We start from the raw sequence: 25,017 nt of genomic DNA, 5'->3' as shown, positions 1-25,017 counted from the left end.
TGAAGTCGAGGAATCCCAGGTTGACGGGCTTCTTGCGCTTGTAGACCCGGTCGGCGGTCAGATACAGCACGGCGCTGTGCGTCTCGCGGGTCTCGGTGGCGGCGAGTTCGGCCAGTGACGGGGCCGGTAGTCGGGGGGGCACGGACGCGCCGGCGGAGGGCCCCGGCCAGGTCGGCGCCGTCTCGCCGCCCGGCCTGGTGTCGCCCGGCCTGGTCGCGGCCGATGGGGCGCCGGCCGGGGAGGCGCCCGGCGCGGCGATGCCGGCTGACGCGATACCGGCTGAGGAGATACCGGCTGGGGAGGTGTCGGCCGAGGAGGCGCCCGGCGGCGAGCTGCCGGGCGGTGAGCTACCGGCCGACGACGTGCCGGTCGGCGACGGGCTGGCGGCGTCGCGACTGTCNCCGGCCCCTGCGCCGGGCAGGGCATCCCGCACATACTGGACGGTCATGGCCTCTCCCGGAGTTGCGTGAAAGTCTCACGATCCTGACGGTCGACGCCCCGTTCCACCGTCGAACAGTCGAACACAGGCGTTCGATGGTTCTCCTTCGTCATGCTCGCCGTCCGTAGGCGATCTCACGACCGCCAGAGGTTGCCTACCCGGGGGACGTTCGGACCACCCTCGGTGGACATCCGTCCCGGATCAGGGCCGTGCCCTGCACGCCCGGCCACACCGGCCGAGTCTGGGGGCCCCTCGGCCGGCAGGCGGGGCGACCCTCAGCGGTCCTCGAACTGGCGCAGGAACGCCACCNGCTCGGNGCTCGCCCGGTCGACCGCGGCCTCGGCCCGGGCGAAGGCGTCGTCGTCGACTAACAGCTCCCCGCAGTACCGGTCGACGAGTCCGGCGAGGGTCAGCAGGATCGTGCGCAGCTCGGCCGGGGTCGCCGCGATCCACGGCCAGGTATTCTCCCGCATTCCGTGAACCGCGTGCAGAATGTCCTGGACGCTGAGCGCGCGTGGNCGGGGTGCCAGCAGGCCGTGGACTGCCGGCGGGGAATCGGCCGACCACATCCCGATCCTGGCGCCGAGCGCCCAGGACGTCCACGGATCGCAGGCGACGTCGAACATTCGTCGGCCGCCCCGGAACTGTACGTGCCAACAGGTCCGTTTGGCGAGGAAAAGGCCGTACTTCTCGGCCAGCGGCTCCAGAATCTCCATCGCCGCCAGGTCGAACTCGGCGCCGGCTCGCCCGCCGGCTCGCCCGCCGGCGCCGTCGTCGCCGTGCTCGTGTCGCATCGCCAGCCACCTCAGCCTTCCGGTCCGAGCCCCCGCCGGTCGGTTGCGCGGGCCGGCGGGGCACGCCTGCGTCGCCGGGCCGCGCCAGCGACGCCGACGGCTTTGAGAACCCGCGCTGAACTGTAGAAGACAACCGGGGATCGTGTAACGGAAACCGAGCCGCTTGTCCCCGGGATCGTAGATTGTTGGCCCGTCCGACCAGGGCCGCGCAGGTCAGCCGCTCCCGGAAATCCGAAACGGGACGACAAACAGGTCACGAGTCGACGGGGTTGACCTCTGAACGACAAAGAGAACCGCAGGTCAGCCGATCGAAGCAGTACCACGAAAACCGACGGTGACCCAGCGGGGACNCATCGCCGGCGACAGGACAACCCGACGGTTCCACCACGGACGGGCCATCTGGAGACCACGAAGGACCCACAGACCATCTCGACCGGGCGGGCATCCCTGCCGAGCGCCGCGCGCGGGCAACCAGCCCGGCGACCGACGGCGGGCCGCAGGTCACGCCCCCGACAGTCGCAGGTCGTGCACCGGACAGCGGACGGGGGGCAAACGGTGGTCACGCGCCGGGGCGACCTCGGTAGCATCGCCGCAATCACCGCGCCGGCGCGCCTGCGGGCGAGCCGCCGACCAGGTCCGCGGCCCGCCTCGGACGGGCCGGGCGCGGCGCCCGGCCGGAGAGCCGGACCCGCACACCCTGGGAGCACCGATGACCTCGCCATGGCAACCGCAGGACCAGCCGCACGGCTACCAGGGGCAGCCTGAGCACCCCGACCAGAAGCCCGCCGCCCAGGGCCAGCCCGGATACCCCGAGCAGCCGCCACCCGGCTACCNGCAGGGCTATCCGCATCAGCAGGGCTACCCGAGCCAGGACGGCTACCCGGGCCAGGACGGCTATCCGAGCCCGCCTCCCGGCTACCAGGGGCAGCCCGGCTACGAGGGACAGCCCGGCTACCAGAACCAGCCCGGCTATCAGGGGCCTNCCGGTTACCAGGGACAGCCCGGCTACGAGGGACAGCCCGGTTACCAGGGACAGCCGGGCCAGCCCGGTTATCCCGGGCAGATGGGCTACGGTCCGCCCCCCGGCTACGGACCGCCCCCCGGGTACGGCGGCGCGGCGCCCTACGACCCGTCCGCCCCCTTCGGCCGGCATCCGCTGACCGGGGAGGCCTACTCGGACAAGCAGAAACTCACCGCCGGGCTGCTGCAGATCCTGCTCGGCGGCGTCGGTGCCGGCCGCTGGTACCTCGGCAACACCGGCATCGCGCTGGCGCAGCTGTTCACCTGCGGCGGGCTGGGCGTCTGGGCGTTGATCGACGGCGTGATGATGCTGACGGGCAACGTCCGCGACCGACACGGCCGGCCGTTGCGTGACTGAGCCGCCTCCGGCCACGGACCCCGCCGACGCCGAGGCCCGACCCGAGTCGCCGCCGGCGGCAACCGGGCCGGGCCGGCGCCGCGCCGCGGTCTGGGGGGTCGTCGCGGCGGCCGTGGCCGGCCTGACGTACCTGGCAGGCCATGATCCGCACGACCCGTCGACGGTGATGCCCGGCTGCCCCATCCACCGTGCGACGGGCCTGGACTGCCCGGCCTGCGGAACCCTGCGCGCCACCTACGACGTGCTGCATGGACGGTGGGCGGCGGCCGGCCACGACAACGTGTTCGTGCTGGCCTGCGCCCCGCTGCTCGCCGGCCTGCTGGCTCGCCAGGCCCGGGCGGTGCGCGACGACCGGTACGCCCCCCTGCCCGCGCCGCTGGCCTACGGGCTCGGCGGCGCGGCGCTGGTCTGGATGGTCGTGCGCAACCTGCCCGGCTGGCCGCTCACTCCCGGCTCGCACGGCTGAGCGCCGTCCGCCCGTCTGGCGGCCGATGACGGACCCCGATCTGGATGATCATCTTGGCGCCCCGCACCGTCAACACCGTTGATTATCTTGACGTCGGCATGACGGTTCGGTCGTCAGAGGGGGGTCGGGGTCGCGTCCGGCGGCGCGGCGTGGTTCCGCGGAACCGCGCACGGATCAGAAGTGGTTGCGCACCCTAGCGACGGTCGGGCTCGGAGCCGACCAGGCCGGAACCGGCCTGCGCCGGCTGATCCGGGATCCCGACGGCTCCGGCGTCGACCGCGGTGCCCGCGGCGGCCTCGATCCCGGCCTCGGCCTCGGCCGGCGCGTCAGCCCCCGCGCGTACCGGGAAGGCCAGCGCCTCCATCTGCGCGCGACGGTCGGGCGGGATGACCGTCGGGCGGCCCTCGACGAGGTGGACCAGGATGCTGTCGCACAGGCCGAGGCAGACGCCGTCGCGGAACAGGCCGGCGCTGTGCACGAACGACGTCGTGCCGATCCGGCCGACCCCGCAGCCGACGACGTACGTCGCGGGATAGCGCGCCTCGGCCAGGTAGTGGATGGAGATGTTGGCGACGACGAAGGTGAAGTTGTCGAACGGCACCGGCCTGCCGCCGGTGAAGATCCGCCAGTCGAGCGTGATGCGGGCGTCCTCGTAGAAGGAGGCCAGCGCGACGTTGTTCAGGTGACCGTTGCCGTCGAGGTCACTGAACCGCGCCTGGACGGGGTGACTGAGNGGGTAGCTGGCGAGGCTGAGCCGCTCGGGATCGCGTCTGGGGTCCATCTCGCCACTGTGCACATCCGCGGCGTCGACGGGGCCGCGGTGCAAGCAATCTCTCATCGGCAGGCTCCCAGCGGCGGACTCATCCCGTCTGACCTGCGCCCGGCGGTCCTAGCCCGCGTCGTGCACCGGGACGCCGTCGATGATCGTCAGACGGACCTGGCCGGCGGACGGGTCACGCAGGGCCGCGCGCAGGGGCCGGCGCAGCAGGCAGAGATCGGCGCGCGCACCGGGGCGCACCCGGCGCGGGCGGGACGGGTCCGCGGGGTCGCCGAGGAACAGCGCCAGGGCCGCGGGGGCGTCGAGGCGTTCGTCGGCGCCCAGGACGATCCCGGCGGCGGTGCGCCGGGTCATCGCGGCGGCGACGGCCCGCCACGGGTCGGGATGACCGAACGGGGCGTCGGTACCGGCGGCGAGGCCGATGCCGGCGCGCACGAGGGAGGCGGCCGGGTACAGCGACGCCGGATCCTCGTCGGTGACGTCGACGAGGTAACGGTCGCCCCGCTCGGCGACGAAGTTGGGCTGGGTGACCACGACGAGCCCGGCGCGGCGCACCTGCCCGTACAGCTCGCCGGGCAGGACGGCGCCGTGTTCGAGGCGGTCGCCGCGGCGCGGGCCGGCGAGGTCGAGCGCGGCGAGGGNGAGCACCGTCTGGACCCGGGTCACGCAGTGCACGGCCACCGGGTGGCCGGCACGGTGCGCGGCGGCGAACCGGGCGGCGAGGGTGTCGAGATCGGGCAGCGTGTCGTCGTCGAGGATCACCTTCACCGGCCCGCCGACGACACGGCCGCCTTCGGCCGGGGCGTCCGCAGCGACGGTGGGCTGCGGTTCGGGGCGCATGACGGTGGGCTGCGGTTCGGGGCGCATGAGGGTCAGCCGCTGCGGCAGCTCGCCGGTCGCGGNGGCCGCGGCGAGCGTCCGGTGGTGCTCGGGGGTGCGGCCGGGGGTCGCGTCGGTGAACCCGGTGATCCCCGCGGCGACGGCGGCGCGGCCCACGGCGGCGAGGTCCACGGCCACCGGGGGCAGCGCGGCGGCGTGGCGGCGCAGCCAGCCGTCCATCCGCCACAGCCGCCCGGTGGGCGCCCCGGAGGCGTCCCGTTCGACGCCCGGCAGATCGGCACCGTCGATGCCGGCCAGGCGCAGCGCCGGCGAGTTGAACACCCACAGGGCCCCGCCGCGGTGCTGCACCCGCACCGGCCGGTCGGGCAGCAGCGCGTCGAGGAGGTGCCGGTCGAGGTCGCCGGCCACCGACGGGTGGTAGCCGACCGCCCGTACCCACCGCTGCGGACCGGTGCCCGGCGCCGCGCGCAGCGCCGCACGCAGCCCGGCGGCGTCGACGACCTCGGGCGGCCCCGCCCGCACCGACGACGCCGACGCCGCCAGCGACAGCAGGTGCACATGATGGTCGTGCAGGCCCGGCAGCAGCGCGCCACCGGCGGCGTCGAGCACGTGCTCCCCCGCCCGGGGGCGCAACGGCTCGGCGCTGACCTCGGCGATCCGTGCGCCGAGAATCCGCACGTCCGCGACCCGCGCGGGCGGCAACGCCCCGCTCAGCGCGGTCTGCGCGGTCAGCGCGGTCAGCTCCGCCCGGCGCACGAGCAACGTCCGACGCTGCGGTTCCTGCGCGGAGCGGCCCACCCCCGCCACCCTACGGCCACCGGCCACCGGCGCGGCGGGCCGCGGACCGGGACGACGACGGGCACGGTGAGCTACTCTCCGGCATCGCTCTGTACCCGCTCGATCCGTACCAACGTCGATCAGCGCATCGTCGATCAGCACATGTCGATCCGTTCGACGTCGATCCGTTCGACGTCGATCCGTTTCAACGTCGCGAGCCAGGCCGGCCGCCGATCCGGGCCGGGCGTCGCCGGGCGCGACCGACCGTGGGGAGGCCGCGGTGCAGGTGAGCAACGCGCAGGTCCTCGACCTCGACGACCTGCGCGCCTACCGGCCGCCGCTGGACGCCCACTTCCCGGTCTACCGCGACCTGGTTGACCACCTCGCCGCCCTCGACGAGTCCCACCTGCATCCGGACGACCCGACCAGCCATGTCCTCGCGGCCTGCGCCGGCTACGCCTACGCCGAGACCGCCTCCACGCTGCTCGACCCGGACCTGCCGCGGGGAATCAACGCGGTCTCGGCGGCCATGACCCGGCTGGGCCTGCCCGGCTGCCGGTGCCGGATCATCACCGAGCAGGTCGACGCGATGCTGATCCGCTCGACGGCGTTCGTCGTGCAGAGCGCCGACACCCGGGTCGTCATCGTCGCCTACCGCGGCACCGAACCGTCGGACCTCCTCAACTGGGGCACCGACCTGGACGTCCACTCCCGCGAGCGCACCCGCGTCCGGCTGGCGGGCACGGCCGTCGACGACCTGCACGCCGGGTTCCACCGCAACGTGCGCGCCACCGCGTTCGAGGTGTTGCGCACCCTGCGGCGGGCGATGGCCGGCCGGTCGATCTACGACACCGACGGCGAGGTCGCCGCCAGTCCCCGCGCCGGCGCCGGCGGCACGACCCGCGTCGGCGGCGCCGGGAGACGGCGGGGGGCGTCGGCGCGGCCGCCGGCGCTGTACCTGACCGGGCACAGCCTCGGCGGGGCCATGGCCGTCATCCTCGGGCTGCGGATCATGACCGATCCGGTGTACGCGGAGCTGCGCCGGGCGTTGCGTGCCGTCTACACCTTCGGCCAGCCGATGATCGGCGGCGACGGGACCGCGGCCGCGTACGCGGCAGTGGTCGACCCGGCGCCGATCGCCCGCTTCGTCTACCGCCAGGATCCGGTCCCCCACCTGCCGCCGGCCACCGTCGGCCGCTACCGGCACATCGGCCGGGAATGGCGCTACGGCGGCGGCAGGTGGACCGACACCACCGGCCGCCCGGCGGGCCAGATGCTCAGCGCGCTCGGGTTCGCCGGGGCGCTGGCCGCGTTCCCGCTCGGCCAGGTCCGGCCGCTGGGTCGGCTGTTCCCGTACACGATCAGCGACCATTTCCCGCACTACTACGTCGACGCGTTGGCCGCCGCCGACGTCTGCGAGTTCGGCGACGACGAGCTCAGCGCCGGCCCCGACGGCCGGCCCCGCCCACGCCGCTGACCGCCTGCCGCCCAGCCGGGACGGTGCACCGGCCCGGGACGGACGGGGAAAGCGCGGGCGCCGGGCGGGTACGCGGCCGATACTGCCTATCCATGGGCAAGACCTACGAGCGCCTCGACGGCCGGCTGCGCGGCTTCATCGAGGAACAGGTCGTCTTCTTCGTCGCGACGGCGCCCCTGTCCGCGCAGGGCAGCGTCAACCTCTCCCCCAAGGGCCGCGCCGGGACGCTCACCATCCTCGACGATCGGACCCTGGCCTACCTGGACTTCGGCGGCAGCCACGCGGAGACCCTCGCGCACCTGCGCGAGAACGGCCGGATCACGCTGATGTGGTGCGCGTTCAGCGGACCCCCGACCATCGTGCGGGTGCACGGGCGCGGCGAGNCGGTGTTCCGTGACGACCCGCGCTTCGCCGCGCTGCTCGCCCGGTTCGACCCGCGGGCGGCCGACCCCAGCGGGCTGCGGTCGATCATCGTCGTGACGGCCGAGCGGATCAGCGACANCTGCGGCTACGCCGTGCCGTTCCTGGAGTACCGGGAGGAACGAAGCCTGCACCGGGAGTACTTCGACCGGCGGACCGACGAGGAGTTCGCCGCCTACTGCGAACGCAAGGAGTACAACGGCACGAGCATCGACGGTCTGCCGGCGTTGCCCCTCCCTCTGCTGCCCCTGCCCGATCCCTGGGTTGGCCCGGCCGAGACCTTGAGTGCCGAGACGCGGAGTGTGGAGAACCGATGAGATTCGCCGTCCAGCATGCCGTGGCCGATCCTGCCTGGTCGCCGCGGATCCTCACCCCGGACGCGGTGACCGGCTTCGCGCGGGCCGCGGAGGAGTCGGGTTTCGCCGCGCTGGGGTTCAGCGACCATCCCGCGCCGTCGGCGCGCTGGGTCGACTCCGGCGGGGAGGGCAGCGCCGACCCGCTGGTGTCGCTGGCCTTCTGCGCGGCGGTGACCAGCCGCATCCGCCTGTTCACCTGGGCGCTGGTGGCGCCCTACCGCAGCCCGCTGCTGACCGCCCACCAGGTGGCGACGCTCGACGCGCTGTCCGCCGGGCGCCTGACGCTGACCCTCGGCGCGGGCTACCTGCGCTCGGAGTTCGGCGCGCTCGGCGTCGACTTCGACGGCCGGCTCGCCGCGTTCGACGAGACGGTGGACGTGCTGCGCGCGAGCTGGGAGCAGCCGAGGCTGACCCACAGCGGCGCGCTGCTGCAGACCCGCGGCACCAACATCCAGCCGCGGGTCGTCCAGCAGCCGCACCCGCCGCTGTGGCTGCACGGCAACAGCGCCTGGGGGCGGGAGCGGGCCGTCCGCTACGGGCAGGGCGTCGTCACGCTGCTCACGAACGACACCCTGGCCCGCACGATCCGCACGGCGGCGGTGCCCGGCGTCGACGGGTTCACCCGGGTCGTCGACGACGTCCGCGCCCGGCTGGACGCGGCCGGGCGCCCGCGCGACGCCGTCGACGTGGTGGCCACCGGCATGTGGCCGCAGCTCGACGCCCGCCAGGGCTGGGACGCGGCGGCCATGCTCGACGACGTCGCGACCTACGCCAAGCTCGGCGCGGACTGGATCGTCATCGCGGTCTGCGGCGACGACCCCGCCGCGGCCGAGGACACCGTGCGCCGCTTCGGCGAGGAGATCGTCGCCCACGCCGCGGACCCGGTGTAGCCCGTGTCGGGTCTGTGCGCGGGTCGGGTGGTGATCGTCACGGGGGGCGGCAACGGGATCGGGCGGGCGCATGCGCTGGCGTTCGCCGCCGAGGGTGCCCGGGTGGTCGTCAACGATCTCGGCTGCGACCGAACCGGCCGCGGTCGCGACGACGGGCCCGCGGCCGCCGTCGTCGAGGAGATCCGCGCGGCCGGCGGGCAGGCGGTGGCGAACAGCGACGACGTCGCCGACTTCGCCGGGGCCGGGCGCCTCGTCGCCCAGGCGGTCGAGACGTTCGGGGGCCTCGACGTTCTGGTGAACAACGCCGGGATCCTGCGCGACCGCACCCTGGTCAACATGACCGAGACGGAGTGGGACACCGTCGTGCGGGTGCACCTCAAGGGCACCTTCGCCCCGACGCACCATGCCGGCGTCTACTGGCGCGACGAGCATTCCGCCGGGCGAGGGCGGGCCGGGCGCGTCGTCAACACCAGTTCGCCGTCGGGGTTGTTCGGCAACATCGGCCAGACGAACTACGGCGCCGCCAAGACCGCCATCGCCGGGTTCACCATCACGGCCGCGTTGGAACTCGCCCGCTACGGCGTGACCGTGAACGCGATCGCTCCGCTCGCGCTGACCCGGATGACCGACGGTCTCACCGGCGACCTGCCCGAGGCGCAGGCGGCGAGGATGACCCCCGGGCACATCGCGCCCCTGGTGGTCTGGCTGGGCAGCGAGGCGTCGGCCGGAGTGACCGGCCGGGTGTTCGCCGTCGTCGGCGGCAGCATCACCGTGTTGGAGGGCTGGGTGGCCGGCCCGGCCGTCGACCTNGACGGCGTCTGGGACCCGGGCGCGCTCGGCGAGGTCATCCCCGACCTGGTCCGCGCCGCCGCCCCGAACGCCGACCTGACCGGCACCCGTCCCCCGCGTGACGCGTCCACCCACCACTGAGCCGCCCCCGTGCCCGTCGCCCGCGTGACGCCCACCCACCGCTGATCCCGCCCGCGCCGAGGTGGCCGGCCGGTCGGCGCCGGCCCGCGCTGAGCCAGCCCGCCGGCGCCGACGACACGACAGGGTCCGACCGCACCACCGAGATGATCACCGGCAGGCCAGCTCGTCAACACTGTTGATTATCTTGTGGGTGGGGACGGGGACTGCGGTGCGTTGTGCACCATCGCCGGGCCGGACCGGACAGAACGCACCGCAACCGACCCGGCCGTGTTCGGCCGGGTGATCACTGTGGCGACGGGGGCCGTCAGACGGTGCCGTCGAGGAGGCGTTGCAGGNCCGGCGCGCACAGGTCGACGATCCGGTCGCGTTCGGCGACGCTGATCGCCTCGGTATGCACGATCTTGCGCAGGACGCCGAGGCCGAGCAGGTGGGCGAGGACGAGCTCGGCGCGCAGGGCGGCATCCGGGCCGGTCAGCCGCGAGCGCAGCCGGGCGACGACCTGATCGCGGAAGTTGTCCCGTAGCAGGGTCGCGTGCTCGCCGTGCTGGAGCGCGAACGCGACCCGGATGAGCGGGTCGCGGCGCTGCTCGTGCGCGTCGAGCAGGGCGTGCAGCAGGTGGCGGCCGAGGTCGGGCAGCGGCGCGTCGAGCAGCCGGTCGATCTCGTCGCCGAACCGGGCGACCCGCGCGAAGAGCTNCTCCTTGCTGCCGAAGTACTTCAGGACCAGCGGAGCGCTCACCCCGGCGTCCGCCGCGATCGCCTTGAGCGTGATGGCGGCGTAGGGCTGGCGGGCGAACGCCCGGCGGGCCGCCGCGATGATCGCCTCGCGGCTGACCTCGGCGTCTCCCCGCGTCCGGCTTCGCCCCCCGGACGCTGCCCCCGTCCCGGACGATGCTGCCACCGGGGCCGATGCCCCCACCGGGGCCGATGCTGCCGGACGACTGTGGGCGGTGGTCGAGGGGCTCGTCATGATTCAGTCCTCCGCCCATCCCGGGATGCACCGGACATCCCCGGCCGGGACGCCCGAGCCTGCACGCTACCGCTCACCGGCGCCGCACCGTGCTCGCCCCGGCACCGTCGGGTCCTCCCGGACCCCGCCTCCTCGCCGACCCCGCGTCCTCACGGCGCCGCCCACCTCGGGTCACCCTGGCCTCGCCACGCTCTACCCCGCCACGCTGACCCCGTCGCCCGGACCCCGTCACCATGGCTCTGTGGCCATACCCCTGCAGGTCCTGGCCCATGGTCAGCGCGANGTGGTGACCGAGGTCGCGGCGGCCGGGACGGGCTCCCCCAACGGGACGTCGCCGCCGCGGGCCGCGTCCCCGGTCCGCGACGGGCCGGCGGGCTGCCCAGGCGCGGCCACGTCGGCGCGGCCGCGGGTGGGCACCAGGCAGCCCACTGCGAGGGCGAGCGCGCCCACCACGCCGGCCATCGCGAAAACGGTCTGGAAGGCGCCCAGGCTCGGCACCGCCCCGGCGGAGGTCGTCATCGTGAGGTGGCTGAGCAGCGCGGCGACCGCGGCACTGCACATCGCCTGCCCGACCGTGCGCAGCAGGACGTTGAGGCCGTTGGCCGCGGCCGTCTGCGTGCGGGGAACCGCGTTCATGATGAGCATCGGCATGGCCGAGTAGGCCAGCGCCGTCCCGGCGGCGACCACCGCCGCACCGACCACGATCATCGGCAGGTTCTCGCTGGTGAACATGCGCAGCAGGTAGCCGAACACGAGGGCGCATGTGCCGAGCAGCAGCGTGATCCGCGGGCCANGGGAGGCGGTGATCCGCGCGGCGACCGGCGACAGGGCGAACATCGCCACGCCGCCGGGCAGCAGGCACAGGCCGCTGGCGAACACCGACAGGCCGAGGCCGTAGCCGGTCTCCTTCGGCACCTGGACGAGCTGGGCGGTGGACAGCGAGTTGGCGTAGAAGGAGAAGCCGACCAGCAGTGCCGCCGCGTTCGGGGCGAGCACCGCGGGCCGGCGCGCCAGGCGCAGGTCGACCAGCGGGTCGGCGACCCGAAGCTGCCAGCGGGCCCAGCCGATGAAGATCACCACCGCGGCGAGGATCAGGCCGCCGAAGCGCGGGCTGGTGAAGCCCCAGTCGGCCGCCTTGGACAGTGCCAGCAGCAGGCACAGCAGGCCGAGGGCCAGCCCGACCGCGCCGGGAATGTCGAAGCGGGCGGGGGCACGGACCTTCGACTCGCGCACGAGCAGCCCGGCGAGGATCAGATCGGCCAGGCCGAGCCCGCCGGTGACCCAGAACATCACGTGCCAGTCGGCGAACTGGATGATCAGGGAGGCGAACGGGACGCCGAGCGCCGCGCCGATGCCGACGGTGGCGCTCATCAGCGCGACCGCCGACCCGACCCGCTCGGGTGGCAGCTCGTCGCGCAGGATGCTGATCGACAGCGGCACCACCGCGAGGCAGGCGCCCTGCAGACCGCGGGCCGGGATCAGCAGCCAGATGTTCGACGTCAGCGCACACAGGACCGACCCGGTGGTCAGCATCCCGAGCGCGACCAGCAGCATCCGCCGCTTGCCGAAGATGTCCCCCGCCCGGCCGAACAGCGGNGTGACCACCGCGCCGACGAGCAGAGTGACGGTGAGCAGCCAGCTCACGTTGGACGCCGACGCGCCGGTGAGCCGAGGCAGGTCGGGCAGCAACGGCACGATCGAGACCTGCGAGATCGCGGTGAGGATGCCGCCGACGCCCAGCACGGCGCTGAGCTCCCGGGAGCGTCCCCCGCCCGCCGCGGGGGCCTCCTTCGCGGACGCGGCGCGGACCGGATGCACGGCAGGCTCGTCCACGTGACTCCTTGACAGATCGGCAGGACATGATCGCGAGGGTGGCGGCTCGCCGGTGAACCGCCGTTCACCAGCATAGTGAACGGCGGTTCACCAAAGCGAGCAGTGCCCTCGTGACGCCCGCCACCCGTCGCGATACGCAGACACGCAGGTGGGGCCCCATCCCTCGCCGCCGCCGCGGGGCTCTCCGACCGGCCGACGGGCCTCGATGCCCCCGTGCGGCGGAGCACTCCGGTGGCCACCCGGGGGCCACCGGCTCGCCTCAGACCGGCCACGACCGCCGTTGCCGCGAGACCCGGCCAACACCGGCCGACGATCATGGTGTTCACGGAACCACACCACGCCCCACAACCACCGCCGCCAGCCCGCCGGCCCGCCGGCCCGCCCGGATTCCGGCCAGATTGAGGCCAGATCATGCCGAGGCTTCGGCACGGTTTTCCGGCCGAAAAGCGTGCCGAGACCTCGGCACGATTCCGTGCCCAGAAGATTACGTAAGGCTACGGACGAGGTGGGTGGCCGGCGGGCATTGCGCACTCGAGGCCACCTGGCACCGAGCCGCAGCATTCGGCCGGGCGCAGGGGTTGGCACGGCCACGGCGGGGTCCGCCTACGGGCCTGGCTGCTCGGACGGTGCGACCTGCTCGGACGGGACGCCGCGGTCGGCGTGCATGCGACCGTCGTCGGACGGGTCGCCCCGCTCGGCGTGGATGCGACCGCTGTCGGCCGATTCGCCCTGGTTCGCGTGGATGCGACCGTTGTCGGAGGTTTCGCCCCAGTCGGCGTGGATGCGACCGCTGGTGGCCCGCAGCGGGCGGCCGCTGCCACCCCAGCGGCTCTGGATGATCTCCGCGGCGATCGAGACGGCCGTCTCCTCGGGCGTGCGCGAACCCAGGTCCAGTCCGATCGGGGAGTGCAGCCGCGCGAGGTCCTCTTCGGCGACACCGCAGTCCCGCAGGNGGCGCAATCGGTCGGCATGGGTGCGCCGCGACCCCATGGCGCCGACGTAGTGCGCCGGGGAGCGCAGCGCGGCGCGCAACACCGGGATGTCGAACTTCGGATCGTGGGTGAGCACGCAGATCACCGTGCGAGCGTCGACCGCCGCGCGGTGGAGGAAGGCCACCGGCCGTTCGCAGACCACCTCGTCGGCGTCGGGGAAACGCCGCGTGGTCGCGAACACCGGCCGGGCATCACACACCGTCACCCGGTAGCCGAGGAAGCGGCCCAGCCGCACCACCGCGGCGGCATAGTCGATCGCGCCGAAGACCAGCATCCGCGCCGGTGGGGCGAACGACTGGACGTACACGCCGATCGCGTCCGGCCGCCGCTGCCCCTGCGGCCCGTAGCGGCGCAGCCCACTGCGACCGGCCGCCAGCAACCCGCGGGCATCGTCCACCGCGGCGACGTCAAGACCGGCGACCCCGGACGAACCGACCGTACGATCGGGCCACACCGCTATCTGCCCGCCCAGCCCGCCTCCCCCGACGACGGTCAGCAGCGCCACGGTGTCGTCGGCGGCCAGCGCGNCAAGGACCGCGTCCAGCGCAACCCCCGCACGCCGCTGCTCGCCGGCCCCAACGTCGCGGGCCCCCACATCGCCGGACCGCACATCGCCGGCCCCCACATCAGCAGCCTCCACGTTGCCGTCGGCGGCACGGTCGGCGGCAGCGGCGACAGCCACCTCGCCGACGGCGTCGGGCCGGTCCACGCCGACGGCGTCGGGCCGGTCCACGTCTGCGGCGGCGAACGGGCCGCGGGCCGGGTACGGGACAAGGACCAGGTCGATGATCCCGCCGCAGGTCAGGCCGACAGCGAAGGCGTCGTCGTCGGAGATGCCGTAACTCTCCAGGGCGGGGATGCCGGTGCGGATCGCCTCGGCCGCGGCCTCGTAGACCGCGCCCTCGACGCAGCCGCCGGACACGCTGCCGACGACCTCCCCGCCGGCGGCGACGGCCATGGCGGCGCCGGGCTGGCGGGGCGCGCTGCCCCGTACCCCGACGACGGTCGCCACCGCAAACCCGACCCCCTCGGCCCGCCAGCGCCGCAGCGCGTCGGCGATCTCGCGCACCGGCGCCACCCCCCTCCGCCGCCCGATCGACCCCCGAGCTGCACACATGCCTGCCCACGGAGCCCCGCCGCCACCCTAGAACCCGAAACCGACCCGCGTGGAGACACCGTGACCCACGCCCCACCGACCCCACCGACCCCGCNGACCCCGCGCGCCCGGTCGACCTCGCACGACCCACCGACCAGTGGTGTCCACCGACCCCGTTCTCCCTACCGACCTTCCAGGCCCCGCTGACGGGGCGGCACTTCTGTCGGCGCAATGCCGGGCCACGCTCCCATGGTGATCTGACGGCTTGCCAGTGCCACGTGATCTGGACGTCGAGGTGTGGACGCTCGGACAGGTTTCGATCATGGTCCGTGCGCGGGCGGGTGGATGGCAGGAGGCGCGGCGGACGCGGGCGGATGGACGCGGGCGGATGGACGCGGGCGAACGCGGGCGGAACGGGCGGACGGGCGACGGGCGGGCCGGGTGCGGCGGTGGAGCGGACGAGAACTCTCCTCTGCGGCGCGACAGCGGTAGCGTTCGGCCACCGGGTATTGNGCGAAAACAGCCACGTCCGCGGCGAGATCACCCGTATGCGGCGGCGCGGGCGCGCGTGGCTTACTGTCCGTCAACAAGGGAGCACGTATGTCCGACGAAGTTCTGGTCGAACACGCCGACGGGGTCACCGTCATCACGATCAACCGCCCGCAGGCGCGCAACGCCGTGAACCGCGCCGTGTCCGAGGGGGTCNCCGCCGCCCTCGACGAGTTCGAGTCCCGCAAGGACCTGACCGTGGCGATCATCACGGGCGCGGGCGGCACGTTCTGCTCGGGGATGGACCTCAAGGCGTTCCTGCGCGGCGAGAACGTCGCCATTGAGGGCCGAGGCCTGGCCGGCATCACGCTGACACCGCCGCGCAAGCCGATCATCGCCGCGGTCGAGGGCTTCGCCCTGGCCGGTGGGTGCGAGGTCGTGCTGGCCTNCGACCTGGTCGTCGCCGCCGAGAACGCCGCCTTCGGCATCCCGGAGGTCAAGCGGAGCCTCGTCGCCGGGGCCGGTGGCCTGCTGCGCCTGCCCAAGCGCATCCCCTACCAGGTCGCCATGGAGCTGGCGCTGACCGGCGACCAGCTCTCCGCCGTCGACGCCCACCGCTACGGCCTGGTCAACGTGCTGACCCCGGTCGGTGAGGCGCTGGCCGGCGCCCGGGCGCTCGCCGCCCGGATCGCGGCGAACGGCCCGCTGGCCGTGGCCGCGACCAAGGAGATCCTCGCGTCGGCGTCCTCCTGGCCGGCGGACGAGGCGTTCGACCGCCAGGCGGAGATCATGAATCCGGTGTTCGCCTCCGCGGACGCCAAGGAGGGCGCGTTGGCGTTCGCCGAGAAGCGGGCGCCGGTCTGGCGCGGCGAGTGACCCTCGCCCGGCGAGGGAACTGACGGCGCGCGGCGGCCGCGGGCGGACACTTCCTCACTCCGCGCGGCCGCCGCGCACGTGCGGACGACGGAGCCGAGCAGCGCCAACGCGGGCCGGCGGACGGCGGACGGCGCGGACGGGCCGCCGGCGGCGGCGAGAGTGCGGCGACGCACCCACGCCGACGGCGAGCCGAGTTGGCGGCGGGCCGAGTCGGCGGCGAAGCGAGTCGGCGGCGAGCCGAACGGCGGCCGGGCGGCTTGCACGGCTGCCTTGAGTCACCACGATGGAGCCGATCGCGCCCGCGGGCGGGGACGCTGCGCCCGCTGCACACTACGCGCAGGTGCCGGCGGACACCTAGGACCACCAGGCATGACCCCACAAAGGTGTGCTCGGTATTGTGCTCAGCTGTGGACATTTTACGGTAATGTCCCCGCCTCGGGCACGTGCCTGTTGTCACAGGCAGTGAACATCGCAGTCGTGGTTCCGGCCAGGCGCACCCNGCTGCCGACGAGATCGGAGTCCGCGCGCACCGTTCGCTGATCGTCGCCCGTTCTCGTCGATCGTCCGCTGCCAGCCACCGAGGGGTTCGCTGCTTATGCGCCGCCACGTCCAGTTACGTCTTGCGACCGCCGCGTTCACCCTGATCGCGGCCGTCGCCACGGGCTGCGCCGGCGGCGCGGCGGGCGCCGCCGGCGACTGCGACGCCCCCGGGGTGACCAAGGACGCGATCCGCATCGGCGTCGTGTACCCGGACACCGGCGCGGTGTCGGGACCGTTGCAGGCTGCCCGCGCCGGCATCGACGCCCGGCTGGGCGCGATCAACGCCAAGGGTGGCGTCAACGGCCGGAAGATCGTCTACGAGTGGCGGGACGATCAGGGCACGCCGACGGCGAACGCGATCGCGGCGCGTGACCTCGTCGAGCACCAGCAGGTCTTCGGCCTCATCGAGTCCACGATCGCGGCCAGCGGCAGCGCCCAGTACCTCAGCGACCAGGGCGTCCCCGTCACGGGGCTGGCCGCCGAGGGCGTCTGGTCGAAGTACCGCAACATGTTCTCGTTCTCCTACACCACCGGCGCCGCCGTGGACACCTACGGCACGTTCGTGAAGTCCCGCGGGGGCAGCCGGTCGGTGCTGCTGCAGACGGCGCTGTCCGGCGGCGTCTCCGACGTGGGCACCAAGCTCGTGCAGAGCATGACGGCGGCCGGCGTCAGCGACGGCGGGACCGTCAGCTACACCCCGGGTGCCGACAACCCGACGACGATCGCCCAGCGGGTCGTCGACAGCGGCGCCGACACCCTGCTCGCCATCACCGACACCGACGCCCTCGTCCAGGTTCTCGCGCAGCTGCGCGCCAGCGGGCACGCACCCAAGGTCGTCATGGCCGTCAACGGGTACGACGCCGGGCTGCTCAAGCGGTACGGCGCCGCGATGGCGGGGGTGACGGTGCCGCTGTTCTACCGCCCGTTCGAGTCCAGCGGGCCGGCGATCGCCGCCTACGTCGACGCGATGAACCGCTTCGCGCCGCAGATCGACCAGCCACAGCAGGACATCCCGCTGATGTCCTACATCCAGACGGACATGTTCATCCGCGGGCTGGAGGAGGCCGGCGACTGCCCGACCCGGCAGGGCTTCATCGACGGGCTGCGCGCGGTGACGAACTACGACGCCGANGGCCTCATCCAGCCCATCGACATCGCCCACGGCCAGGGTCGCCAGACCACCTGCTACGCCTTCGTGCAGGTCAACGACGCCGGCACCGCGTTCGACGTCGTCAAGGAGCAGCTCTGCGGCAAGGAGATCACCTCCTGACCCGCCGGCGGGGCCGGCGAACATCCGTTGACCCCGCCGACGTCCCCCCCAGACTTCGACGGTGTCGACGATCGACGTCGTCGGGGTCCACGGGAGGCGTCAGGGTGCAGGCGGTCCGTTTCCACTCCTACGGCGGCCCCGCGGTGCTGCGGGTCGAGCGGGTGGACGTGCCGGAGCCGGGTCCCGGCCAGGTGCTGATCGAGGTCGGCGCGGCGGGGGTGACCCTGCCGGTGGTACGGCTCGTGCGCGGCCGTCGCGGGCGTCGGGGCCGGCGTGGCGCGCCGGCTCAGGGTGCCGGGTGCAGCTCCGTGCGCAGCTCGTGGCTGCCGTCGGGCCGGGCGGCCTCGTAGTACAGCCGGTGGGAGCCGTCGGGCAGGGGCACGACGCTGACGTAGCGCAGCGCGCCGTCGCCGTCCGGGGAGGACGCGGCCGGCTCGGTGCCGACGGCGTGGAAGCGGTCGGGGGTGATGCCGACGGCGAGGCCGGTGCGCTCGGCCCAGTTCTGCGCGGCGCTGGCCCGGCCGTCGTAGTAGGCCACCGGCTGGGTGCCGCCGGTGAGCACGGCGCTGATCCGCACGCCGCGGGCGTCCCAGTGGCCCGGGCGGGGGGCCAGCGCCGTCCCGGTCCAGGTCCAGTGCACGCCGTCGGGGCTGGTGGCGTGCCGGCTGTCCATCCGGTCGGTGGCCAGCGGGTCGTCGAGGGGGTGGCAGGACGCCCAGAGCTGCCACTGACCGTCGAGCAGGGCCACGACCGGGTCCTTCACGGCGAGGGTGGCCGGGTCGCCGGGCAGCACGGTGCGCCGGCGCTGCGGGTCGAAGGCGGCCGGGGAGTCGGCCTCGAGCAGGTCGACCCACCAGTGCGGGCTGTCCGGGGTGGCGCAGCTGACGTAGAGGCGCCAGGAACCCTGCGGGGTCGCCACCAGGGCGGGCCGCTCCAGGCTCTCCGCGCCGAACGGGTCGCGTGGGACCTCGGCGATCTCGGTGAAGGTCTCCCCGTCGGTGGAGCGGGCGATCACCAGCCCGTAGCCGCGGCCGGAGCCGACCGGGCGGCGCAGCCGGTAGGCCAGGTAGAACACGCCGTCCACCAGCACCGCGCAGGGCGCGCCGGCCCAGAAGCCGGGGCCCGACCCGGGTGAGGCGGCGACGGTGGTCGCGGGCTGCCGGCCGGGCAGGGGAACGGTCTGGGACGTCGTGTGCTGCTGGCTGATTGCCACGCCGCAACCCTACCGTTTCGCCTGCCGGGGGCCGTCGGGCAAGCGGGCCCCGGCGGGGGCGGCGCGCGGCTACCATCCTGATTTCACCGGTCGAGTTACCCGGCTATGCCCGCGCGTGGCCGCCGACCGGCGCCGACCCGTGCCCGGATCGGCCGACCCCGATCCCCGTCCCTGGAGGAGCGACCGGCGATGGCCCTTCCCGACTTCCTCGTGCTCGGTGTGCCCAAGGCCGGCACGACGGCGCTGCACGCCGCGCTGTCGCAGCATCCGGGGTTGTTCCTGCCCCAGGTGAAGGAGCCGAAGTTCTTCCTCTCCGAGGGCCCGCCGCCGGCCCGCGGGGGCCCCGGCGACGCCCAGACCTACCAGGAACACGTGTGGCGCCGCCGGGACTACGAGGCGCTGTTCGACCCGGCGCCCGCCGGGACGCTCGCCGGCGAGGCGACCCCGTTCTACCTCTACGACCTCGACGCGCAGAACCGGATCCGCCGGCTGCTGCCGAAGGTGCGGATCATCGTCCTGCTGCGTAACCCGGTCGACCGCNCCCACTCGAACTGGACGCATCTGTGGGCGGCGGGGCTGGAGAGCGAACGCGACTTCGTCCGCGCCTGCGCGCTGGAGGCNGAGCGCCGCGACGCCGGCTGGGCGCAGTTCTGGCACTACGTCTCCCTCGGCCGCTACGGCGAGCAGCTCGCCCACCTGTTCGGCCTGTTCTCCCGTGACCAGGTGCTGCTGCTGCGCTACCGGGACCTGCGCGACTCCCCCGTGGCGACGCTGGACCGGGTCTGCGAGTTCCTCGGCGTCGAGACCGGGCTGGTCGGCCTCGTGCCGTCGGAGAACGTCACCCCGTTCGTCGCCGACACCCCGGTGAACACCGCCCTGCGGGCGGCGCTGCGCACCGGGGGGCGCATCGGCCACCACTTCCCCGTGCCGCTGCGCCGCGTGGTGCGCGACCCGCTACTGTCCGCGCTGCAGCGCCAGAAGGGCGGCCGGCCGAAGCTGACCCCCGAGCAGCGGCGCGCGGTGCTGCCGTACTTCGTCGACGACATCGCCCGGCTGGAGGAGATCACCGGCCTGGTCTACCGCGACTGGCTCACCGTCGGCCTCGAACCCGAGGTGATCGACTGACCGGGTCGGAGGGGGACGAGGTCAGCCTGGCCGTCCCGGGATCAGCTCAGCGAGCGCGGGTCCGCGGGAACGTCGACGGCGTGGGCGCGCAGCGCCTCCAACGGGATGACCTCCAGGGCCCGCTCGTGGGTCGAGGCGAGCACGACCGGGGCGGCGACCCCGGCGTCGTAGGCCTGCAACCAGCGGACGGCGACGACGCACCAGCGGTCCCCGGGGCGCAGACCGGGGAAGGAGTACTCCGGCCGGGGCGTCGACAGATCGTTGCCGACCTGACGTTGATGCCGCAGGAAGTCGGCGGTCACGACCGCGCAGACGGTGTGGTTGCCAAGATCCTCCGGACCGGTGCTGCAGCACCCGTCCCGGTAGAAGCCGGTCACCGGATCGGTGCCGCACGGTTCGAGCTCGCCACCGAGAACGTTGCGCTCCACTGCCACCCGCCCATTTTCTCCCACGCNCACGATGGTCACACAGGGTCTGGCCAGATCGGGCCGGTCATCCGGCGGTGACGACCGGCACGTCCATCCCGGCCGGCGCGACGGCAGTGGCCGNGACGGGGTCGCGCAGCTCGTGGGGCAGNGGCCGGGCGTGCACGACGGTCAGCTCGCTGACCGCGCGGGTGAGCACCACGTACAGGCGGCGCAGGCCCAGACGGGGGTGGATCTCCCCCGCGACGATCGACGCCGGCTCCACGACGATGACGTGGTCGAACTCCAGGCCCTTGGCCAGCGACGCGGGTACCAGGCAGGCCCGCGACGGCGTGTCGTCGGCGCCGAGCACGTCGACACCCAGGCCGGCGCCGGCCAGCGCCGCGGCGAGGGCGGCGACGTCGGCGTCCGCGGCGACGACCGCCAGCGAGCCGGCGCGACCGAGCGCGGCGGCGACCTGATCGGTGACGATGGCGGCCACGCGCACGTCGGCGTCGGCGGCGTCGGCGGCATCGGCGGCATCGGCATCGGCATCGGCATCGGCATCGGCGGCCAGGATGACGAGCGCGCCGGGTGCGGTGCGCGCGGAGGTGGGCGCGGTGAGCTCGGCGGAGATGTGGGCGAGCAGGCGGCCGGCGAAGGCGATGATCTGGGCGGGGACACGGTAGCCGCGGGTGAGCACCTCCAGGTGCGCGCCGGGCCGGCCGAGGTGGGCCAGCTGNGCGTGCCAGGACGTGGCCGCCCACGGGGTGGTGCCCTGGGCGAGGTCACCGAGGACGGTGAGCGAGCCGTCGGCGCAGCGCCGAGCGAGCGCGCGGCACTGCATCGGGGAGAGGTCCTGGGCCTCGTCGACGATCAGGTGGCCGACGCCGGGGGTGCCGTCGATGAGATCGCGGGCCTCGTCGATGCAGAACGCGTCCGCAGGCGACCAGCGCGGGGTGCGGACCCCGCCGGGCGGCGCGGCGGCGAGCAGGATCTGCTGCTCGGCCGGGTCGAGCACGCCGTCGGCGGCGCGGGCGAGCAGAGCGGGGTCGGTGAGCAGCCGGCGGACCAGCGCGGGCGCGTCCACCTTCGGCCAGACCGCCTCGACGGCGTCGCGGACCGCCCGGCCGCGGGCGAGGGTGCGCAGGGCGCCGTCGGTGAGGAAGTGCCCGCCGGCCTCGGCGTGCCGGCGCACGGCGGCGGCGAGCCGGGTGGCGAGCCGGTCGCGGGCGGCGGCATAACGGATCGTGCCGGCGCGCAGCCCGGCGGCGGCGTCGGCGAACAGGCCGGCGAACTCCTCCTCCCCCACCGTCCAGCGCCCGACCGAGGTGACCACCCGCACCGGCCCGTCCGGGGAGCGCAGCCCGTCGTGCAACGCCCGGCGCACCACGGTGGCCAGGCGGGCATCGCCCTTGAGCGTCGCCGCCTCGACGCCGTCCACCCCGCGCGCCGCGACCGTGTCGACGAGCTCGTCGAGCGTGCTGTGCCGGACGGTGAACTCGCCCAGGGTCGGCAGGACGGCGGCGATGTAGCCGAGGAAGGCCCGGTTCGGTCCGACGACGAGCACCCCCGCCCGGGCAAGCCGCTCGCGGTGGGTGAACAGCAGGTAGGCGGCGCGGTGCAGGCCGACGGCGGTCTTGCCGGTCCCCGGCGCCCCCTGAACGCACACGCTCACGGNCAGGTCGGCGCGGACGATCTCGTCCTGCTCGGGCTGGATCGTGGCGACGATGTCGCGCATCGGACCGGACCGCGGCCGCTCGATCTCCCGTTCGAGCAATCCCCCGGCTGCCAGTCCCCCGGCTGCCAGTCCCCCGGCTGCCAGTCCCCCGGCCGGCGGGGCACCTCCCGGCGGCACCGATGCGCCGGTGGTGGCGTCGCCGGGGGCCGATCCGGAACCGGTGAGCGGCTCGTCCTCGAAGGCGGTGAGCTCGGGACCGTCGTAGCCGAAGCGTCGCCGCCGCAGCACGCCCATCGGGTCACCGCGGTGGGCCCGGTAGAACGGCCGGGCGACATCGGTGCGCCAGTCGACGACCAGCGGGTCGTCGCCAGCCGACTCGCGCACGTGCCGCCGCCCGAGGTAGAACCGCCGCCCCGCGGCCCCGTCAGCCTCGAAGGACCCGTCAGCCTCGAAGGACCCGTCAGCTCCCGGCACCCCGGAGACTCCCGGGGCGCCGGAGACTCCCGGTGCGCCGGAAGCTCCCGGTGCGCCGGAGACGCCGCGCTCCACGGACCCGCCGCGGCCATCGCGCGCCCCCCGGGCATCGGGGGCGTAGTCGAGACGGGCGAAGAACAGCGGCGCCGTCCCCTCGCCGTCGGCGAGACCGGCGATCCGACGCTTCCTGGCGATCCGCAGAAACTCGATCGTCACCTTGTCGTCGACCGGGTCGCCGCCGGCGACCTGCGTGCCCTCGGCCTCGGCCCGCATCCCCGCCAGCGCCGCGCGACCCCGCCGCAGATAGTCCCGCTCAGCCTCCAGCTCGGCCCGCCCCGCGGCCGCCGCCTGCGCCACCGCCTCGGCCGCCGGATCCACCTCGCCTTCCCCCTCGGTTCCTGCCCCTTCGGTTCCTGCCCCTTCGGCTCCTGCTCCGCTACACCCCCCGGCCTCGACCCCAGTCTCTGGCTCGGCGTTCCGTCCGACGCCCCGACTCCCAGTCCCCACTACGACCCCTTCCTTAACCCGGTAAAGAATACGCGGCGTTCGACACCCTCAGGGGCACCCCGCACGCTGGCCGTGACGCACCAGAACCGGCAGGACGGACAGGACGGGGGCGATGATGCTGCCCGTCGGTGCAGTGGGTCAGCGGTCGGTTGGACGAGCCACGTCCTCCACCCGCGGCCGCGAAGATCGACGTCGAGTGCTGGCTGCGCTGGGGCGCCCGCCCGCCGTCGAACCGTCGACCGGGATGCACACCGGCTACGGCCGATCGCGGCGCGTGGGAAGGGACTGCGGTGCCATGGGCGCGATCCGCAGGCGTCAGACCGCGCACACCACTGCAACTGGCCGCGCCCGAACGACGAGGCGGTACTTCGACGGTCCCGGCCACCTGCCCNCCGCGGCCGGTCGCGGTGCACGGGAAGGCGTGCGGTTCCGCGGAACCGCGCCGCGACCCGCGCCCAGGTAGCAACGCCGGCTACCAGTACCGACTCGGGCCCTGGCTCCGGGTCCACGGTCGTAGCTCACGGTGCCCCTTCGGCCGCCCGGCCAGATCCCGGCCAGATCCCGGCCAGATCATGCCGAGGGTTCGGCACGGTTCGGGCCCGAAGACCGTACCGGACCCTCGGCACGTTTCTGTACTCATCTGATCACGNATCAGGAAACGGGCGACGGAAGCCCGCCGGGGCAGGNCAGTCACCGAGCCGGCCAGCCGGCCGGAAGATCACCTTTACTGCAGCGAAGGGATCAGGTGGCGTCTCCATCGGACGCGGNGTTGCTGCACCGCACGCGACAGACACCGGGGCGAGGGACGGCGAGACTGCGGTGGCGGACGCGGCACGGGGCCGGGCCCGGGGACGAGGGGAGGTCGGGTGCGTGGCTCGCAGGGCGCAGGGCGGGACATGGTGTGTCCAGGACCGGCTGGTCAGCCTGCCGGTGACGATCACGGACGCGCGGGCCGCCGTCGCGGTCTTCCGGGCCGACCCCACCGCCGCCCACACGGTCCTGGCGGGTACGGGCCTCACCCCTTGGACCGTCGCGGGGCGCGCCGTCGCGGTGCTGCTCGTCGTCCGCTACGGGCCGTGGGTGCTGGGCAGCTACGACGAGGTCGGGGTGGGAGTCGCGGTGCGGGGTCCGGGTCGGCGGCGCGGCCTGCACCTGGTCGACATGCCGGTGACCGGGGTGTTCACCCGCGACGCCGGCCGGGCGATCTGGTCGCTGCCGAAGTGGCTGATGACCGCCGAGACACAACTCGACGATCACATTACGTCGATCGCGATCGGCACCGCACCCGAGCCGGCCGCCCCACAGCGCCCCCTCCCGCTTATCCAGAGGGACGAAACGGACACGAAGGCCTCCGGACATGTCGTTGAGCCCGACGGTGGACGCCGGCGCTCGGACGACGGCGCGGACACGCCACCCGGTGGCACAGGCGAGAGCGGAATCGGGCGCCGCGACGACAGGAGCGACGGCAACAGCGGCGGCGACGACGACGGCGGCGGGAGTGGCGGGAGTGGCGGGCACGACGGCGGCGGCGACGACGGCGACGACGGCGACGACGGGGGCGGGGGCGGGGGCGGCGGGGGCGGGGGCGGCGGGGGCGACGGGGGCGTGCTGCGGGTCCGGCTGGAGGCGGGTGGAGTGCGGGTGCCGTTCCCGGTGGTCGTCCGCATCCCGCTGTGGTGCGTGCTGCCGGACGGCCCCCGGGCGGGGGTACTGCTGCGCGGGGCGATGCCGGTGCGGTTGCACGGCGTCCGCCTGGGCCGGGGTCGGACGCGGGTGGAGCTGGGGAGCCATCCGATGGCCGAGCGGATGGCCGCGCTGGGGATGACCGGCCGGCCACTGCTGACCGTGACAGCCTTCCGCCTGCGCGGCGAGCTGGGTGCCTTCTCCGCTGTCGCCGTCCGAGGCGGTAGTGGGCGCAAGTCCGGCCGCCGCGGGTGGACGGGCACGGGTAGAGCGAGGTAGGGCGGGGCGTGGGTCAGGGCCGGAGTCGGGCCGCCGCCGC

General features: G+C 74.3%; 15 protein-coding genes and 17 pseudogenes. 16 read left to right on the top strand and 16 right to left on the bottom strand.

Annotation, left to right across the window (positions count from 1 at the left end):
- A pseudogene (locus UK94_RS41795) lies at positions 1 to 274 on the bottom strand (hypothetical protein); the annotation flags it as partial.
- A 2,022-nt stretch (positions 275 to 2,296) separates the two neighbouring features.
- Between UK94_RS41795 and UK94_RS41790 the strand changes: the two are divergent.
- Both UK94_RS41790 and UK94_RS06345 read left to right on the top strand, forming a co-directional pair.
- Complete coding sequence (locus UK94_RS41790; RefSeq protein WP_268761237.1) at positions 2,297 to 2,611, top strand: TM2 domain-containing protein; 315 nt, start codon at positions 2,297 to 2,299, stop codon at positions 2,609 to 2,611.
- Positions 2,604 to 3,077 (top strand): DUF2752 domain-containing protein, encoded by a 474-nt coding sequence (locus UK94_RS06345; protein WP_055749068.1) that lies wholly within the window; start codon positions 2,604 to 2,606, stop codon positions 3,075 to 3,077. The genes UK94_RS41790 and UK94_RS06345 overlap by 8 nt, the downstream gene beginning before the upstream one ends.
- A gap of 193 nt (positions 3,078 to 3,270) precedes the next feature.
- Here UK94_RS06345 and UK94_RS06340 read toward each other — a convergent pair whose 3' ends face one another.
- The 4 genes and pseudogenes from UK94_RS06340 to UK94_RS41775 all read right to left on the bottom strand — a co-directional run.
- Positions 3,271 to 3,759: an acyl-CoA thioesterase gene (locus tag UK94_RS06340; RefSeq protein ID WP_268761236.1), complete on the bottom strand. Its 489-nt coding sequence runs from the start codon at positions 3,757 to 3,759 to the stop codon at positions 3,271 to 3,273.
- A 207-nt stretch (positions 3,760 to 3,966) separates the two neighbouring features.
- Positions 3,967 to 4,496: pseudogene (locus tag UK94_RS41785) on the bottom strand (amidohydrolase family protein); the annotation flags it as partial.
- A 1-nt stretch (position 4,497) separates the two neighbouring features.
- A pseudogene (locus UK94_RS41780) lies at positions 4,498 to 4,757 on the bottom strand (amidohydrolase); the annotation flags it as partial.
- 1 nt (position 4,758) lies between these two features.
- Positions 4,759 to 5,493, bottom strand: a 735-nt coding sequence (locus tag UK94_RS41775; RefSeq protein ID WP_235486703.1) for an amidohydrolase family protein, incomplete at its 3' end; no start/stop codon positions are given.
- Between the two features lie 259 nt (positions 5,494 to 5,752).
- On the opposite strand from UK94_RS41775, the gene UK94_RS06330 reads away from it, so the two are divergent.
- The 5 genes and pseudogenes from UK94_RS06330 to UK94_RS41765 all read left to right on the top strand — a co-directional run.
- Complete coding sequence (locus UK94_RS06330; RefSeq protein WP_055749066.1) at positions 5,753 to 6,949, top strand: lipase family protein; 1,197 nt, start codon at positions 5,753 to 5,755, stop codon at positions 6,947 to 6,949.
- A 92-nt stretch (positions 6,950 to 7,041) separates the two neighbouring features.
- Positions 7,042 to 7,332 (top strand): annotated as a pseudogene (locus UK94_RS41770) (pyridoxamine 5'-phosphate oxidase family protein); the annotation flags it as partial.
- A gap of 350 nt (positions 7,333 to 7,682) precedes the next feature.
- Positions 7,683 to 8,615 carry an LLM class F420-dependent oxidoreductase gene (locus UK94_RS06320; RefSeq protein WP_011604931.1) on the top strand — a complete coding sequence of 311 codons (933 nt, stop codon included), beginning with the start codon at positions 7,683 to 7,685 and terminating at the stop codon, positions 8,613 to 8,615.
- A 3-nt stretch (positions 8,616 to 8,618) separates the two neighbouring features.
- A pseudogene (locus UK94_RS06315) lies at positions 8,619 to 9,424 on the top strand (SDR family oxidoreductase); the annotation flags it as partial.
- Position 9,425: 1 nt separating this feature from the next.
- Positions 9,426 to 9,545, top strand: a pseudogene (locus UK94_RS41765) (short-chain dehydrogenase); the annotation flags it as partial.
- A 336-nt stretch (positions 9,546 to 9,881) separates the two neighbouring features.
- Here the strand turns inward: UK94_RS41765 and UK94_RS41760 are convergent.
- The 8 genes and pseudogenes from UK94_RS41760 to UK94_RS41725 all read right to left on the bottom strand — a co-directional run.
- Positions 9,882 to 10,161, bottom strand: a pseudogene (locus UK94_RS41760) (TetR/AcrR family transcriptional regulator); the annotation flags it as partial.
- A gap of 81 nt (positions 10,162 to 10,242) precedes the next feature.
- Positions 10,243 to 10,446, bottom strand: a 204-nt coding sequence (locus tag UK94_RS41755) for a TetR family transcriptional regulator (protein ID WP_235486700.1), incomplete at its 3' end; no start/stop codon positions are given.
- 352 nt (positions 10,447 to 10,798) lie between these two features.
- Positions 10,799 to 11,308 (bottom strand): annotated as a pseudogene (locus UK94_RS41750) (MFS transporter); the annotation flags it as partial.
- A 1-nt stretch (position 11,309) separates the two neighbouring features.
- Positions 11,310 to 12,111: pseudogene (locus tag UK94_RS41745) on the bottom strand (MFS transporter); the annotation flags it as partial.
- A 1-nt stretch (position 12,112) separates the two neighbouring features.
- Positions 12,113 to 12,258 (bottom strand): hypothetical protein (locus UK94_RS41740; RefSeq protein WP_268761235.1); only part of this gene is annotated, 146 nt, incomplete at its 3' end.
- 861 nt (positions 12,259 to 13,119) lie between these two features.
- Positions 13,120 to 13,300, bottom strand: a pseudogene (locus UK94_RS41735) (XdhC family protein); the annotation flags it as partial.
- A 1-nt stretch (position 13,301) separates the two neighbouring features.
- Positions 13,302 to 13,863, bottom strand: a 562-nt coding sequence (locus tag UK94_RS41730; protein ID WP_313949454.1) for an XdhC/CoxI family protein, incomplete at its 3' end; no start/stop codon positions are given.
- A gap of 5 nt (positions 13,864 to 13,868) precedes the next feature.
- The coding region (locus UK94_RS41725; RefSeq protein ID WP_235486699.1) for an XdhC family protein at positions 13,869 to 14,457 on the bottom strand (589 nt) is incomplete at its 3' end.
- A gap of 579 nt (positions 14,458 to 15,036) precedes the next feature.
- Here UK94_RS41725 and UK94_RS41720 point away from each other — a divergent pair.
- The 5 genes and pseudogenes from UK94_RS41720 to UK94_RS41705 form a co-directional block, all read left to right on the top strand.
- Positions 15,037 to 15,141 (top strand): annotated as a pseudogene (locus UK94_RS41720) (enoyl-CoA hydratase); the annotation flags it as partial.
- 1 nt (position 15,142) lies between these two features.
- Positions 15,143 to 15,373, top strand: a pseudogene (locus UK94_RS41715) (enoyl-CoA hydratase-related protein); the annotation flags it as partial.
- Position 15,374: 1 nt separating this feature from the next.
- Positions 15,375 to 15,801 (top strand): enoyl-CoA hydratase-related protein (locus tag UK94_RS41710; RefSeq protein ID WP_235486697.1); only part of this gene is annotated, 427 nt, incomplete at its 5' end.
- 595 nt (positions 15,802 to 16,396) lie between these two features.
- Positions 16,397 to 17,472, top strand: a pseudogene (locus tag UK94_RS06290) (ABC transporter substrate-binding protein); the annotation flags it as partial.
- Position 17,473: 1 nt separating this feature from the next.
- A pseudogene (locus tag UK94_RS41705) lies at positions 17,474 to 17,611 on the top strand (branched-chain amino acid ABC transporter substrate-binding protein); the annotation flags it as partial.
- Between the two features lie 286 nt (positions 17,612 to 17,897).
- On the opposite strand, the gene UK94_RS06280 reads toward UK94_RS41705, so the two are convergent.
- Positions 17,898 to 18,824: a hypothetical protein gene (locus UK94_RS06280; protein WP_041939394.1), complete on the bottom strand. Its 927-nt coding sequence runs from the start codon at positions 18,822 to 18,824 to the stop codon at positions 17,898 to 17,900.
- A gap of 189 nt (positions 18,825 to 19,013) precedes the next feature.
- On the opposite strand from UK94_RS06280, the pseudogene UK94_RS41700 reads away from it, so the two are divergent.
- The 3 genes and pseudogenes from UK94_RS41700 to UK94_RS41690 all read left to right on the top strand — a co-directional run.
- Positions 19,014 to 19,364 (top strand): annotated as a pseudogene (locus UK94_RS41700) (sulfotransferase); the annotation flags it as partial.
- 1 nt (position 19,365) lies between these two features.
- Positions 19,366 to 19,444 (top strand): annotated as a pseudogene (locus tag UK94_RS41695) (hypothetical protein); the annotation flags it as partial.
- Between the two features lies 1 nt (position 19,445).
- A partial coding sequence (locus UK94_RS41690) for a sulfotransferase domain-containing protein (RefSeq protein WP_235486695.1) occupies positions 19,446 to 19,949 on the top strand: 504 nt, incomplete at its 5' end.
- Between the two features lie 41 nt (positions 19,950 to 19,990).
- Here the strand turns inward: UK94_RS41690 and UK94_RS06270 are convergent.
- Both UK94_RS06270 and UK94_RS41685 read right to left on the bottom strand, forming a co-directional pair.
- Entirely contained in the window at positions 19,991 to 20,377 is a 387-nt protein-coding gene (locus UK94_RS06270; RefSeq protein ID WP_011604941.1) for a DUF2237 domain-containing protein, read from the bottom strand.
- Between the two features lie 1,657 nt (positions 20,378 to 22,034).
- Positions 22,035 to 22,886, bottom strand: a pseudogene (locus tag UK94_RS41685) (ATP-binding protein); the annotation flags it as partial.
- Between the two features lie 999 nt (positions 22,887 to 23,885).
- On the opposite strand from UK94_RS41685, the gene UK94_RS06260 reads away from it, so the two are divergent.
- Positions 23,886 to 24,977, top strand: a complete 1,092-nt coding sequence (locus tag UK94_RS06260) for an acetoacetate decarboxylase family protein (protein WP_055749058.1) — start codon at positions 23,886 to 23,888, stop codon at positions 24,975 to 24,977.
- Positions 24,978 to 25,017: the final 40 nt, after the last annotated feature.

The organism is Frankia sp. AvcI1 (assembly GCF_001420875.1).
Classification (GTDB): Bacteria; Actinomycetota; Actinomycetes; order Frankiales; family Frankiaceae; genus Frankia; species Frankia alni.
The sequence above is the reverse complement of the archived record's forward strand: the minus strand, read 5'-3'. Positions and strand labels throughout refer to the sequence as shown.